We start from the raw sequence: 13425 nt of genomic DNA, 5'->3' as shown, positions 1-13425 counted from the left end.
CCATGAAGCATCCTGTACTCGCGCTGCTGGGGCTGCTGGCCGTGGCCGCCGCAGTGGTCGTGTCCCCCGCTGTCCAGGCGGTGGAGATCCTGCGTTGGGAGCGCATGCCGCTGGCGGTGCCGTTGAAGGTCGGCCAGGAGCGCATCGTGTTCATCGACCGAAACGTCCGCGTGGGCGTTCCCGCAGGCGTCGGTGAGCGCTTGCGCGTGCAGAGCGCGGGCGGCGCGGTGTACCTGCGCGCCAGCGAGCCGATCGAGCCCACTCGGCTGCAATTGCAGGACGCCGACACCGGCGCGCTGATCCTGCTCGACATTGCGGCGGAGCCGCCCAAGGACGGCGAAGCCGAGCTGGAACCGGTGCGAATCGTCGAGGGCAACAACTCAACAGCGCGCTATGGCGATCAGCCTGACGGTGCCGATGCGCCCCATGCACGCGCTCAGGAGCAGGCGGGCACCCGGACGGCGCGGCGCGAAACGCCAATCCCCGTCGTGCTGACACGTTTTGCTGCGCAGAACCTCTACGCACCGCTGCGCACCGTGGAAGCCTTGCCAGGCGTCATGCGGGTCAACCTGCGCCGCGACCTCGACCTCGGCACGCTGATGCCGACCTTGCCGGCACGCGCGGTCGCGCTCGCCTCGTGGCGCCTGGAAGACCAGTGGGTCACTGCCGTGCGCCTGACCAACAGTAGCAGCGACTGGATCAGCCTCGACCCGCGCGTGCTGCAAGGGGATTTCCTCACCGCCACCTTCCAGCACGAGGCGCTTGGCCCGCGCGGAACCCCCGAGGACACCACCGTCCTGTACCTGGTGACGCGCGGGCACGGCCTCGCGCAATCGCTGCTGCCGGCGATCCATCGCTTCGACCCCGCTGTGCATCTCCCGCAGCCCAAAGCAGCAGCCAGCGACGACAGGGAGGCCCGCCATGCGCAGTAACGGACTCCTGAAGTGGCTGCTGATCCCCGTGGCCCTGCTGGTGCTGTTTGTCGCCATCCGGCTGTTTTCCGGTGGCGGTGCGTCGGCACCGCCTGTCGCGGATGGCGGCGGCAGGCTTACGCCGGAAGAAATGAAGGCGCTGGGCATCGAGGGTGACACCCCGCGCGACACCGTGGCGACGCTGGTTGCCCAGGTGAAGCAGTTGCGCACCGAGCTTCAGACCGCGCTGTCCGACAACAGGTCGCAGCGTGAGGAGAACCAGCGACTGCGCCAGCGCGAGAACGCCATCGACCAACGCATCAGTTCCGCCCTCGAATCCGAGCGCTCCAACCTGCGCCGCGACCAACAGCAGGCGGCCAGCGCGCGCCAGCAGACCGAGGGGCTGCTCGCTGACCTGCAGCAGCGCCTGGACAGCATCGGCGGGCGTGGCGGCGGCCATGCCGATTTGCCGGTGGGGCTGGGCCTGCGTGACGGCGACGAGGCCGGCATGGAAGGCGGTATGCGCTGGGTGGAGCCGGATGACGCGAAACAAAGCGACGGGCGTGGCAGGTCGAATGGCGGCATAAGCGTCCCCACCAGCTTCGGTTCCGCACAGAGCACGCTGGAAACCACAGCGCAAACCGTGGCGAACGCGGGCGCACGCGCGGCAGGCGTCAAGAGCCCGACGCCCGTCTATACCGTGCCGACCAACTCGACGCTGATGGGGTCGGTGGCGATGACGGCGCTGATTGGCCGCGTGCCGATCGACGGCACGGTGAACGATCCATACCCCTTCAAGGTCTTGGTCGGGCCTGACAATTTGACCGCGAACGGCATCGACATTCCCGATGTGGCCGGGGCCGTGTTCTCCGGCACCGCATCGGGCGACTGGACGCTCTCCTGCGTGCGCGGCCAGGTGCGCAGCATCACCTTCGTGTTCCATGACGGGACCATCCGCACCATCCCCGAGGATCGTGAGGGCAACCAGCAGAACAACCAACAACGCGACGGCCTGGGCTGGATCAGCGACCCGCACGGCATTCCCTGTGTCAGCGGCGAGCGGCGCAGCAATGCGCAGCAGTACCTCGGCACCCAGGCGCTGATCACGGCGGCTGGGGCTGGCGTGGCCTCGCTGATCGAATCCGACAGTGGCAGGGCATCCTATGTCGGCGCCGACGGCTCCATCGGCAGCGTGGGCATCAGCGGCCAGGAAGCCGTGGGCCGGATTCTCGCCAGCGGCGTCCAGGACATGTCGAGCTGGGTCAACAAGCTCTACGGCCAGGCCTTCGCTGCCGTTTATGTGCAGCCCGGTGCCAAGGTCGCCGTCCACCTCGAAAAGCCGCTCGCCATCGACTTCGATCCCGAAGGCCGCAAGGTCGATCACCGCGCAGGAGAAAGCCATGCCCTCGAACTTGAATAGCTGGGCTCAGGGCCTGGCGCTGGCCTTGGCCGTCGCGCTGCTCGGTGGCTGCGCCACCAGCAAGGAAAAGCTGCTGACCCACGGAGACAGCACGATGATGAACATCTGGCAGCAGAACGCCGGCGACGGCGGCGGTGGTGCCGGCCAGGTAGCGCGCAGGCAGTTGCTCGATGCGCGCCAGAGCCTGCGCAGGCCGCTGACCGAGATGGACGTGCAGGCCGCGCCTGCCGAGCAGATGCGCTACACGCGCACGGCGCGCAACGAGGTCTACCGCCAGTTCCAGCGCCTGCCCAACCCCGATCTCGTGATGTACGTGTATCCGCATTTGGCGGGCACCGACCCAGTGCCGATTCCGGGCTATACGACCGTGTTCCCGCTGTACCAGCGCGTGCAGTACGCCATGCCAGGCGAGCGCGTGGAGGATTACTGATGCGCTGGAAAATCCCCAGACCGAAGCCGACCGCGCCGAAGCTGGCCGCATCCGATGCTGACGACGACGAGCAGCCGGACGGCTGGCAACGCCACGTCGAGGCACTGCGCCAGGCCGGCATCCCCGAACCCGGCACGGCGGTGCAAGGCCGCAGGCCGGCGACCCTGGCAGACGAGCAGGCGCTGTACGAGGTTGCGCCGTCGTTCGTGGAACTGCTGCCCTGGGTGGAGTTCCTGGCGCAGTCGAAAGCCATGTTGCTGGAGGACGGGCAATCGGTGGCGGCGTTCTACGAGCTGGTGCCGCTGGGCACCGAAGGCCGGGAACCTGGCTGGCTCGCGCAGGCCCGCGATGCCTTGGAAAACGCGCTGCAGGACAGTTTCGATGAACTGGATGAGAACCCCTGGGTGCTGCAGCTCTACGCTCAGGACGAGCCCAGTTTCGACCAGTACATGCAGACCCTGCGCGACTATGTGCAGCCGCGCGCCCGTGAGACGGCGTTCACCGAGTTCTACCTGCGCTTCTTCGGCCATCACCTGCGCGCGGTGGCCAAGCCGGGCGGTCTGTTCGAGGACACGGTGGTCACACGGCTGCGCTGGCGCGGCCAGACCCGGCGTGTGCGCATGGTGGTCTATCGCCGCGTGACCGGCCAAGGGCAAAACAGCCGCCGCGGGCAGACGCCCGAGCAGATGCTCAATATCGTTTGCGACCGCCTGTGCGGCGGACTGGCGAACGCCGGCATTCAGGCCCGGCGCATGGTGGCTGCGGATGTTCACGACTGGCTGCTGCGCTGGTTCAACCCGCGTCCCACGTTGCTTGGGCCTGGGGCCGAAGACAGGGAGCGCTTCTATGCGCTGGCGCGCTACCCCGACAGTACGGAGGCCGGCGAAGACGGCGAGATCGAATTGGCGAGCGGGCGGGATTTCAGCCAGCGGCTGTTCTTCGGCCAGCCGCGCTCCGACGTGGCGCAGGGCACCTGGCATTTCGACGGCCTGCCGCACCGCGTGCTGATCACCGACCGCCTGCGCATGCCGCCGGGCACAGGGCACCTGACCGGCGAGACACGCAAAGGCGATGCCATCAACACGCTGTTCGACCAGATGCCCGAGGACACCACCCTTTGCCTGACGATGGTCGCCACGCCGCAGGATGTCCTTGAGGCGGACTTGAACCACCTGGCCAAGAAAGCGGTCGGCGAAACCCTGGCGTCGGAGCAGACGCTCAAGGACGTGCATGAAGCCCGTTCCCTGATCGGCAGCGCGCACAAGCTCTATCGCGGCACGCTGGCGTTCTACCTGCGCGGGCGCGATGAGGCGGAACTGGACCGACGCGGCCTGGATCTGGCGAACGTCATGCTCAACGCTGGCCTGCAGCCGGTGCGCGAGGACGACGAGGTGGCACCGCTCAACAGCTACCTGCGCTGGCTGCCGTGCTGCTACAACCCCGGCCAGGATCGGCGCAAGTGGTACACCCAACTGATGTTCGCCCAGCACGCGGCGAACCTCTCGCCGGTGTGGGGCCGCGCCCAGGGTACGGGGCACCCCGGCATCACGATGTTCAACCGCGGCGGCGGGCCGATCACCTTCGACCCGCTCAACCGCCTGGACCGGCAGATGAACGCCCACCTGTTCCTGTTCGGCCCGACGGGTTCGGGCAAGTCGGCGACCCTCAACAACCTCTTGAATCAGGTCACGGCGATCTACCGACCCCGCCTGTTCATTGTCGAGGCCGGCAACAGCTTTGGCTTGTTCAGCGACTTTGCCCGGCGCCTGGGCCTGACCGTGAACCGGGTCAAGCTCGCGCCGGGCTCGGGCGTTACCCTGGCGCCGTTCGCGGATGCGCGCCGGCTGATCGAGACGCCCAGCGACGTGCAGACGCTCGACGCCGATGCCCTGGACGAAGACCTGCCGCCCGATGCTGTGGCCATGGAGGCAGATGAGCAGCGCGACGTACTGGGCGAATTGGAGATCACCGCGAGGCTGATGATCACCGGTGGCGAAGACAAGGAAGAAGCCCGGATGACGCGGGCCGACCGCTCGCTGATCCGTCAGTGCATCCTCGATGCCGCAGAACACTGCCACAGCAAGGATGGCGAGAAGCGCACCGTGCTCACGCGCGATGTGCGCAATGCGCTGCGCACGCGCAGCCAGGACCCGACGCTGCCGGAAATGCGGCGTGTGCGACTGCTGGAGATGGCCGACGCCATGGACATGTTCTGCCAAGGCACGGACGGTGAAATGTTCGACCGCGACGGTTCGCCGTGGCCCGAGGCCGACATCACCCTGGTCGATCTGGCGACCTATGCCCGCGAGGGCTACAACGCGCAGCTCTCCATTGCCTACATAAGCCTGATCAGCACGGTGAACAACATTGCCGAGCGCGATCAGTACCTGGGCCGCCCGATCATCAACGTCACCGACGAAGGGCACATCATCACCAAGAACCCGCTGCTCGCCCCCTACGTGGTGAAGATCACCAAGATGTGGCGCAAGCTGGGGGCCTGGTTCTGGCTCGCCACACAAAACATCGACGATCTGCCGCGCGCCGCAGAGCCCATGCTCAACATGATCGAGTGGTGGATCTGCCTGTCGATGCCACCCGATGAGGTGGAGAAGATCGCCCGCTTCCGCGAACTCTCGCCTGCGCAGAAGGCGCTGATGCTTTCGGCGCGCAAGGAAGCCGGGAAGTTCACCGAGGGCGTCATCCTCTCCAAGAGCCTGGAAGTGCTGTTTCGGGCCGTGCCACCGAGCCTCTATCTCGCGCTTGCGCAGACCGAACCCGAGGAGAAAGCCGAGCGTTACCAACTCATGCAACAGCACGGCATCAGTGAACTCGACGCGGCCTTCAAGGTGGCCGAGAAGATCGACCAGGCGCGCGGCATCGAGTCGCCGGCCTTGGGCCTGCCGCAATAGCCGCCGGAGACTGCCGTGAAACCGAAACATCCTTCCATTCCGATGCCAGTCCAGGCGCTCCGCCATCGGCGCTCGCGCAAGCGCTGGCCCTGGTTCTTGGCCGCTGGATTGATCGCGCTGCTGCTGATCTGGCTCGTGTCCCGCGCACCCAGCGAACCCGCGTCGTTGGCTCCCGCGCCGGTCAGTACCGCGCAGGTGGCCGGGCCGCCCTGGCAAATGGGCAACGCGCAGGGCCGGTTCACGCTGACGCTCTATGCCGACCTCGAATGTCCGTTCTGCCGGGAGTACTTTCCGCAACTCAAACGCTGGGTGGGCGCCAACGCGGACGTAGCCCTGCAATGGCAGCACCAGCCGCTGGCCGCGCACGAACCGGCCGCCTCTGCCGAGGCACGCCTGGCCGAGTGCGCCGCCGAAAGTGGCGGGCATGTGGCCTTTTGGCAGGCCATTGAATGGGTCTATGCGCACACGCGCAGTGACGGCCTGGGCTTGCCCGAGGGCCTGCGCTATCCCGGCCTAAACCCAGCCGTCGAGCAGTGTTTGGCCAGCGAGCGGCCCGAAACGTTGATTCGCGCTCAGGCCGAGGAAGCCACCAAGGGCGGCGTGACCGCGACGCCATCCCTGCGACTACACGATCGCCAGACCAGCCAGGCGATCCTGCTGCAGGGGCCTATCGAAGGCGATGCACTGCTGTCGGCCATGGACATGCTGGCAGCTGAGGATCCGGTCGTTTCACCCACTACGGAAATGCCTGCCGACGTCGTCGGCGACATGCCCAGGTAGCCCGCGGTCATTGAGGCTACGGCGCAGCACGCTGCGCTGACCGCTACCCGTTCGCCCCGCATCCTGGCCGCGAACGATCACCGCTGCTGCGGTGATGGATGCACCTTGTTCCATTCCCTGGAGGGCCTGCCCTCCAGGGGCATGTGCGCCCTCCGATTTCCCTGCCTGGAGGTTCGCCATGTCTGTCGTCATCAATGACTCCTGCCTGGAGTCGCTTTCCGATATTTCTGTTCAGAACGAGGACTGGATCGTCCAGCAAGCCATCGTGTTGCTGGAGCGACGGGTTTTCAAAGCAGGGCCACGTCTTGAACGGCCCGCTGCGGTCAGGGACTACCTTCGCTTGAAGCTGGTCGCCGAGCCCAATGAGATATTCGTCGTCGTGTTCATGAACAGCATGCACGACGTGCTGGCCGTGGAGCCGATGTTCCATGGAACGATCAATGCGACCTCGGTTTATCCGCGTGTCGTGCTGCAACGCGCTTTGCAACTGAACGCCGCTGCGGTCATCTTCGCCCATCAGCACCCCTCGGGCACCACCGAGCCATCCAATGCGGATCGCTTGCTGACCGAGCAGTTGAAGACGGCCTTGGCGCTTATCGACGTGCGGGTACTTGACCATTTCGTGATTGGTCAGGGCACACCGTACTCGTTCGCCGAGTCTGGTCTTTTGTAGGAAGGCCCGTGGTTCACTGATCACAGCGGGGGCTTCGGCCTCCGCTTTTTTCCATGCGGCAGCACCGAACAGGTATGCGGGGTGCCCGCGATGCGCATTGTTTGTTGGGGCGGCAGCGGGTTCGCGTTCGACTATGGCTCTGATCAACTTCCAGGGTACGCGACATGCCAGCATCTTTATTCCGCTTCGCATCCGGCTGGCGAACCCTTGGCCTGGCCGTTGCACTGCCGGCATCCTTGGCCGTTTTCAGCCCAGCCACCTTCGCCGCCGATGTGGTGGTCGTCACCGACAGCCGCCACCCGGTCAAGACCATGGGTGGCGAGCGGTTGATCGAGTTGGATGAAGGCCCGCGCATCGAAGCCAAGCTTTCCGCACAGCTGCCCGCCGATCCTGAGCAGGCCACGGCCATCGTCAAGCGCCGTCTGAACAACGGCGGTGCCGACCTCCAGCGCCGCATTGCTTCCGCATACCAGGGCGTCGCCGACGCATGGAGCCTGGGCGTCACCAGCATCCCGGCGGTCGTGGTGGATCAGCGTTACGTGGTCTATGGCGAGCCGGACGTGGCCCGTGCCGTCGCGCGCATCGAGCAACACCGGAGGCCGCAGCCATGACCCGACCCTTCGAGCGGATGCGCCGCCTGCGTGCTGGCGTGGTCTCAGTGCTGCTGCTCAGCGCCACGGGCAGCTACGCCCTCAACACCGCAACCATCGTTGGCTCAGTGGCATCGCCGGACTGCCTCGAATACCGCGTCGTCGGCATCTGCTACTGGCTCTACTGCACCTGGACGGGCTGCACGGTGCGCACATCCATCAAGGTCCGCCACTACATCCCCGATGCGGTCGTCTCCAGCTACAGCAACACCGGCGAGAACCCTTGGGTCGAAGTCCGGGCGATGAGCGCGCCCAACCCATCCGCGCAGGCCGGCGGGGACGGCACCACCAACGAAGACCACGAAAACAATCTCGCCAAGTTCAAGAACGCTGACGTCATCGGCCATCCCGGCGTCGAGGTGTTCAACCAGTTCGTCTCATCGTCGGGCTACTTCTGCGAGGGCGCGGGCACGGCGTTCATGCCGTATCTGCTCAGCACCCTGGACACACTGGCCTGGCGCTACAACGTGCCGGAGATGGCCTACCCGGAGGCACTAATTCCGGGCAGGCGCGAGGTCGGCGCGCGCACCACGATGAACCTGTGGGGCAACGTCTATCCGCGCGGCGGCTTCCTGCACCAGGCCGACGACCACAAGGCCGGCGCCGTGGTGGCCCAGCGCGCCGGCGATGTCGTCACGCGCCGTGGGCAGATTCACGTCTATCAGCCGCTGCTCGCCAACTCGCGGCCCGGTTACTGGCCTGCCGGCGCGCTGATGGAAGGCGATGCCTCGACGGGCAAGTGGCAGGAACTCACGCCCGTCCTGTCCTCGTCCTGCACGGTGTTCCCGCGCAGCGGCTTCCTGACCCAGGCGCAGCAGGGCGATTACGCCTGGGCGCTGTGGCGGCCCTATGCGTGCTGCGAACGTCGCGGCCAGGTATTCCTCGGCAGCGTCGATTTCCAATGAGGGTACGGCGATGAAGCGTCCTGAACTGACAAACCTCTCCACCAAGGCGTGCCGCCTGCTGCGTCCCACGGTATTGGCTGGGCTGCTGGCTGGCGCACTCGTTCTTGACGGCGGCCTGGCGTGGGCGCAGGCCGGATTTCAGACCGGCGGCTCCGTGATCGGCGACGAAGTGATGTATTCGATTGGCGGCGGCATCGCGGTGTCCATGGGCCGCGTGGCCGGCATGCGCTCGATCGGCGTTGGCGTGGGCTGGAACAGCAACCTGATCTGCGGCGACATGAGCATCCAGACCACGCTGCGCAACCAGCTCAACGGCGTCACCAACGGCTTTCAGCAGATCATGAGCAACGTGATCCAGAGCGCCACCAGCGCGGTGGCATCGCTGCCTGCGCTGATCATCCAGCGCGCCGATCCCGGCCTGTACAACCTGCTGACCAACGGCGTGCTGCAGGCGCGCCTGGATTTCGACCGATCCAAGCTGACCTGCCGTGCCATGGCCGAGAAGATGGCCGACACGGCGGGCGGACAACTCGGCTGGAGCCAGATGGCCGAAGGCATGGCACTGCGCGATGCGGTGTCGAGCACGGATGCCGTGTCGGCAATTGAACAGGCGGAGACGCGCCGCGGCAACGACGGCGTGCCTTGGGTGGGTGGTAGCAATGCGGGCGGCGCAGGCCAGTCGGCCATCCGCGTGGTCGGCGACGTCACCCGCGCAGGCTACAACCTGGTCAACGGCCGCAGCGTGACCGACACATCGTCCATCGCTGCCGCCAGTTGCGCGAGTCTGTCTTGCCAGACCTGGACCTCGCCACAGCAGGCGACCGAATGGGCCACACGGGTTCTCGGCGAACAGGTGCAGCGCACTTGCGATGCCTGCACCAAGACCGAAACGGTGCCCGGCGTCGGGCTGACGCCGCTGATCCAGGAGGAGTACGAGGCAAAGCTGGAAGCCTTGCAGGAACTGGTCTCGGGAACGCGCAACACCACCTTCGAGAACCTGCGTGCGGCTGGCAGCACCTCGCTGCCCATCACACGCGGCGTCATCGAGGCGCTGCGCGACGAGCCGGATCAAGACCTGCTGGCGCGGCGCCTGGCCTCGGAGGTCGCGCTGGCGTCGGTGCTGGAGAAGGCATTGCTGCTCCAGCGCACCCTGCTGACCGGCAAGAAGGAGCCCAACGTCGCGGCGAACCAGTTGGCGGTCGAGGCCGTGAACCACGAGAGCGACACGCTCGACCAGGAAATCCGCAACCTCAAGACCGAGCTGGAGCTGCGCCGCGAGCTGGCGAACAACTCCCCCATGGCCATCATCCAGCGCCACGGCACGCGCGCGGCTGGCTCGCGTGGCATCTACGAAGGCGATCCCATTCCCGACCGCCTTGACCGGCTCCAGAAGGGCAATCCGGGAGGCAACCCATGAACCCGACGCGCGCCAGTTGGCTGCGCCCGCGCTGGCTGCTGAATCGGCGCGCGGCGAAGGCATTGCTGTGGACGGTGGTGCTCGTCGCCGCTGCCGTGGGCGCCAACATCGTCGGCATTTTTCTCGTCGGCAGCATTGACAACTGGGAGCGCTGGCTGACGGCCACGGCGGGCTACTTCCTGGTGTGGCGGCTGTGCCTGTATGGCGCAACCGCCTACGGCTGGGTCAGGATGCGTCGCCGGCTGCTGGCGCGTGAGGCCCAACGCGGGGCGGATAGGCAGGCGCGGCGGCGACTGCTGCGCAGCGAGATCGCTGGCGTCGCCGCCATTGTGGCGCTGGAAGCCAGCCTGTTGCTGCAGGCCGCTTGAGGGGAGATCGGGGTCATGACGCTTTTCACCACCGACTACTTGGAGTACTACCTGACGCTGGTGTCGTGGATCGTCCATAACGGCATCTGGGCCGTGCTGGTGGCGAGCGGTGTATTCGCGTTGCCTTTCATTGCCATCATCGTGCAGGAGTGGCTGAAGGCCCGCGCGGAAGGCGCCGACGAAGGCAACAAGGGCGTGCTCTCGGCTGCGCGCATCGAGAACCGGGTCTTCGTCGCCATCGTGGTGGTGATGTTCGCCGGCATCCCATTCATCGACGTGGATCTCAACACCATCCGCTACGACAGCTCGCGCTCGGCCCAATGCCAGGTCAGCGTGCCGCAGCCCACCGATACCGGCTGGTCGCAGTCCTTCAGCACTATCAACAACCAGTCGGCGAAGGTGCCCGTCTGGTGGGCCTTTATGCACACACTCTCGCGAGCAGTGACCGGTGCCTCTGTGGCGGCGATTCCCTGCGGCACCGACTTGCGGCAGATGCGCATGGAGATCGACGCGACCCGCATCGACAACCCGGTGCTGGCTCAGGAAGTGGCGGATTTCTCGCGCGACTGCTACGGACCGGCGCGCGCCAAACTCTTCATGCAGCGCCCGAACCTCGATGAGGCGCAGATGCACGACGTGACCTGGATCGGCTCGCGCTTCTTCACTGACACGGGCGGCTACTACGACACCTACCGCTCCAGCACACCACGCGATGACTGGCCTTACGACAGCAACCGTGATGCTGGGCTTGCGCAGGTGGCCAGCGGTGGCGGCTATCCGTCCTGCAGGCAGTGGTGGGCCGATGGCAGCAATGGCCTGCGTGCACGCCTGCTGGGGCAGGTAAACCCAAGCCTGCTGAATCGCCTGGCGGGCTGGGCCGGATTCCTGACCCGTGCCGATGTGGACGACTCGGTGATCCGCACCATCGCCTCGCCGAGGCAGCAGAAACTGAACCAGGGCAGCGTCTATACGGACTACGGCGGTCAGATCGACAAGACCCTGCCGAACATCGTAACGCGGGCCACGGGCGACGTCGGCATGGCTTTCGGCGCGATTGCCGCGTTTCCCGCCATGGACGTGGTGCGCCAGGCGCTGCCTATGGTGCTCGCCTTGCTCAAGATGGCGCTGGTCATCTGCATCCCGCTGGTGCTGGTCGTGGGCACCTACGACCTGAAGACCGTCGTTACCGTGAGCGTCGTGCAGTTCGCGCTATTCTTCGTCGATTTCTGGTTCCAGCTCGCGCGCTGGATCGACAGCACCATCCTCGATGCGCTCTACGGCTGGGGCTTCGGCTGGAACCGGCCACACAGCAACTTCGACCCGCTGGTGGGGCTGAACAACGCCTTTGGCGACATGCTCCTGATGTTCGTCACGGGAACGATGTTTATTGTGCTGCCTACGTTCTGGATCATGGCCCTGGCTTGGGCGGGCGTTCGCGCCGGTAACGTCTTACAAGGCCTGGCTGGAGCTACCGGAGATGCCAAGGCCGCTGGCGGAAAGGGAGGAAGTACCGCAATCAGCGCGGTGCCGAAGAAGTGAGCACAGCTAATCGTCCTGGACATGAGGGTCAATGCGAAAACCATCGTAGGTGTACAGGCCGAATCCGGCAGGCCCGTTTCGCCATTCTGGTTCGGGCAGTTCATCGTTCAAGTCGGCATTGCGCGCCATCCAGGCAACCACCATGACGAACACCAGTAGCAGCGCCATCCAGAAGACTGCATAGAACAGCAATCCCAGCACAACCAGCTTGACCGTCCACAGCAGCACGGTGGCACCTGCCATCGGCACGCCCTTGGATACCAACCAGTTCGACGCCCGCCGTTCGCCACGCGCATAGGCGCGCCACCCACGGCCAAAGCTGCGGCCGAGGCGTTCTGCGGTGCTGATGCGGGTCGTCGTGCTCATGGTCGTCACCTGCTACATGTGAAATCGCTACTCCAGTTTGCTCCAATCCTGCTTGCTTGCCTGTACCAATGCGCTCCATTCGTCCGGCGGGTTCCCGCGCCCGAGCATCTTCTCGAACACGGCATACGGGTCTGATTTGCTTCCCGAAGACCGCAGAGTCTGCTCATCGTTGACCCAGGCGTACACGATGACTTTGGCCTTCGAGTCGTAGCGGAAGAACAGTCGGTATCGCCTTCCGAGCTTGGCCCGCCGCCAGTGGCGATAGGCCGATCCCATGGTGTTGCCCTGGCGGTATTCGTCGCGCGCCGGATCACTCGGCACCACGTCTTGCATCAACTGGACCAAGGCCCGGAAGAACTTGACGTTGGCGTTCGATCCGAACCCTTCCGGGTCGTTCTCTTGGGCGCGCAGCACGGCCGCGCGCAGCTTCATCATCTGCTCGATCAGGTTGTCGTGGAACAGCAGTGACCAGCCATGCTGTTGCATCAGATCTCCACGTCCTCATCGAAATCATCGCCCAGGTCCACCTTGTGCCCAGCGTGCTCCAGCATGGTGCGAGCCAGATCCTCGGGCAGGCCACGCACATTTCGGCCCGCTTCAATGTCGCGGGCCAGCAGGGTCAGAAACGCGGCAATGGCAGGGTCCTCGTGCTCGGCATCAGCGCGGGTCACGACGACTTCGCCGCCGCGCAGGTCGAACGCAACTTTGCCGCCCGTATCCACCCCCAGCGCCTGCCGGATGGACTTGGGCAGCGTGATCTGGCCTTTGGAGGTCAGCGTGGCAACTTCGTGAATGGCAGGCATGGTGGCTCTCCTGATTGCGATACCCGCACGGTAAGGAAATTCCCTTACTTTGTCAATCTGAGGTCTCACGGCGTTCTCCCGAGTCCAAGAATCGGTCCATCGTAAGGCGTAAACAGCCAGCCTTCCTGCATCAATCCGGCCTGCCGCAACTCGTATTGGAGGTGGACGGCCGGCACCCGTCGCCCTATACCCAAAGGCTGTAAAGGGCCGAAATGGCAAGGGAATGGGGTGCAAGGGGAAAGGCCCTACCCGAA

The 13425-nt window shown here is 65.6% G+C and carries 14 protein-coding genes; 11 read left to right on the top strand and 3 right to left on the bottom strand.

Annotation, left to right across the window (positions count from 1 at the left end; all coding sequences use genetic code 11):
* Nucleotides 1-2 precede the first annotated feature (2 nt).
* From ACF8MI_RS00850 to ACF8MI_RS00800, 11 genes are all read left to right on the top strand, one after another.
* On the top strand, nucleotides 3-932 hold the full coding sequence (locus ACF8MI_RS00850; protein ID WP_026383919.1) for a TIGR03749 family integrating conjugative element protein: 930 nt from the start codon (nucleotides 3-5) through the stop codon (nucleotides 930-932).
* Nucleotides 922-2331: a TIGR03752 family integrating conjugative element protein gene (locus ACF8MI_RS00845; RefSeq protein WP_392517310.1), complete on the top strand. Its 1410-nt coding sequence runs from the start codon at nucleotides 922-924 to the stop codon at nucleotides 2329-2331. The genes ACF8MI_RS00850 and ACF8MI_RS00845 overlap by 11 nt, the downstream gene beginning before the upstream one ends.
* On the top strand, nucleotides 2312-2761 hold the full coding sequence (locus tag ACF8MI_RS00840; RefSeq protein WP_012205987.1) for a TIGR03751 family conjugal transfer lipoprotein: 450 nt from the start codon (nucleotides 2312-2314) through the stop codon (nucleotides 2759-2761). Before ACF8MI_RS00845 ends, ACF8MI_RS00840 begins: the two co-directional genes overlap by 20 nt.
* Nucleotides 2761-5670: a conjugative transfer ATPase gene (locus ACF8MI_RS00835; protein ID WP_012205988.1), complete on the top strand. Its 2910-nt coding sequence runs from the start codon at nucleotides 2761-2763 to the stop codon at nucleotides 5668-5670. Before ACF8MI_RS00840 ends, ACF8MI_RS00835 begins: the two co-directional genes overlap by 1 nt.
* 15 nt (nucleotides 5671-5685) lie before the next feature.
* The gene (locus ACF8MI_RS00830) at nucleotides 5686-6450 is read left to right on the top strand and encodes a DsbA family protein (protein WP_392517309.1); all 765 of its coding nucleotides are present in this window, start codon (nucleotides 5686-5688) and stop codon (nucleotides 6448-6450) included.
* 178 nt (nucleotides 6451-6628) lie between these two features.
* The gene (gene radC, locus ACF8MI_RS00825; protein WP_012205990.1) at nucleotides 6629-7123 is read left to right on the top strand and encodes a DNA repair protein RadC; all 495 of its coding nucleotides are present in this window, start codon (nucleotides 6629-6631) and stop codon (nucleotides 7121-7123) included.
* A gap of 164 nt (nucleotides 7124-7287) precedes the next feature.
* A complete protein-coding gene (locus ACF8MI_RS00820; RefSeq protein WP_392517308.1) occupies nucleotides 7288-7734 on the top strand; it encodes a TIGR03757 family integrating conjugative element protein in 447 nt (148 codons plus the stop codon).
* Nucleotides 7731-8678, top strand: a complete 948-nt coding sequence (locus ACF8MI_RS00815; protein WP_012205991.1) for a TIGR03756 family integrating conjugative element protein — start codon at nucleotides 7731-7733, stop codon at nucleotides 8676-8678. Before ACF8MI_RS00820 ends, ACF8MI_RS00815 begins: the two co-directional genes overlap by 4 nt.
* 10 nt (nucleotides 8679-8688) lie before the next feature.
* On the top strand, nucleotides 8689-10095 hold the full coding sequence (locus ACF8MI_RS00810; RefSeq protein WP_392517307.1) for an integrating conjugative element protein: 1407 nt from the start codon (nucleotides 8689-8691) through the stop codon (nucleotides 10093-10095).
* Entirely contained in the window at nucleotides 10092-10463 is a 372-nt protein-coding gene (locus ACF8MI_RS00805) for a hypothetical protein (RefSeq protein ID WP_392517306.1), read from the top strand. The genes ACF8MI_RS00810 and ACF8MI_RS00805 overlap by 4 nt, the downstream gene beginning before the upstream one ends.
* A gap of 15 nt (nucleotides 10464-10478) precedes the next feature.
* On the top strand, nucleotides 10479-12002 hold the full coding sequence (locus ACF8MI_RS00800) for a conjugal transfer protein TraG N-terminal domain-containing protein (protein ID WP_008266205.1): 1524 nt from the start codon (nucleotides 10479-10481) through the stop codon (nucleotides 12000-12002).
* 6 nt (nucleotides 12003-12008) lie between these two features.
* Here the strand turns inward: ACF8MI_RS00800 and ACF8MI_RS00795 are convergent, their stop codons facing one another.
* The 3 genes from ACF8MI_RS00795 to ACF8MI_RS00785 are packed head-to-tail and all read right to left on the bottom strand — an operon-like array spanning nucleotide 12009 to nucleotide 13171.
* Nucleotides 12009-12368: a DUF3742 family protein gene (locus ACF8MI_RS00795; protein WP_008264713.1), complete on the bottom strand. Its 360-nt coding sequence runs from the start codon at nucleotides 12366-12368 to the stop codon at nucleotides 12009-12011.
* Nucleotides 12369-12395: 27 nt separating this feature from the next.
* On the bottom strand, nucleotides 12396-12854 hold the full coding sequence (locus ACF8MI_RS00790) for a type II toxin-antitoxin system YhaV family toxin (RefSeq protein ID WP_012205993.1): 459 nt from the start codon (nucleotides 12852-12854) through the stop codon (nucleotides 12396-12398).
* On the bottom strand, nucleotides 12854-13171 hold the full coding sequence (locus ACF8MI_RS00785; RefSeq protein ID WP_008265574.1) for a type II toxin-antitoxin system PrlF family antitoxin: 318 nt from the start codon (nucleotides 13169-13171) through the stop codon (nucleotides 12854-12856). The genes ACF8MI_RS00790 and ACF8MI_RS00785 overlap by 1 nt, the downstream gene beginning before the upstream one ends.
* Between the last annotated feature and the right edge of the window lie 254 nt (nucleotides 13172-13425).

The organism is Pseudomonas sp. yb_9 (assembly GCF_043103635.1).
GTDB classification, from domain to species: Bacteria; Pseudomonadota; Gammaproteobacteria; order Pseudomonadales; family Pseudomonadaceae; genus Aquipseudomonas; species Aquipseudomonas monteilii.
This window is presented reverse-complemented; position numbering and strand designations above follow the sequence as displayed.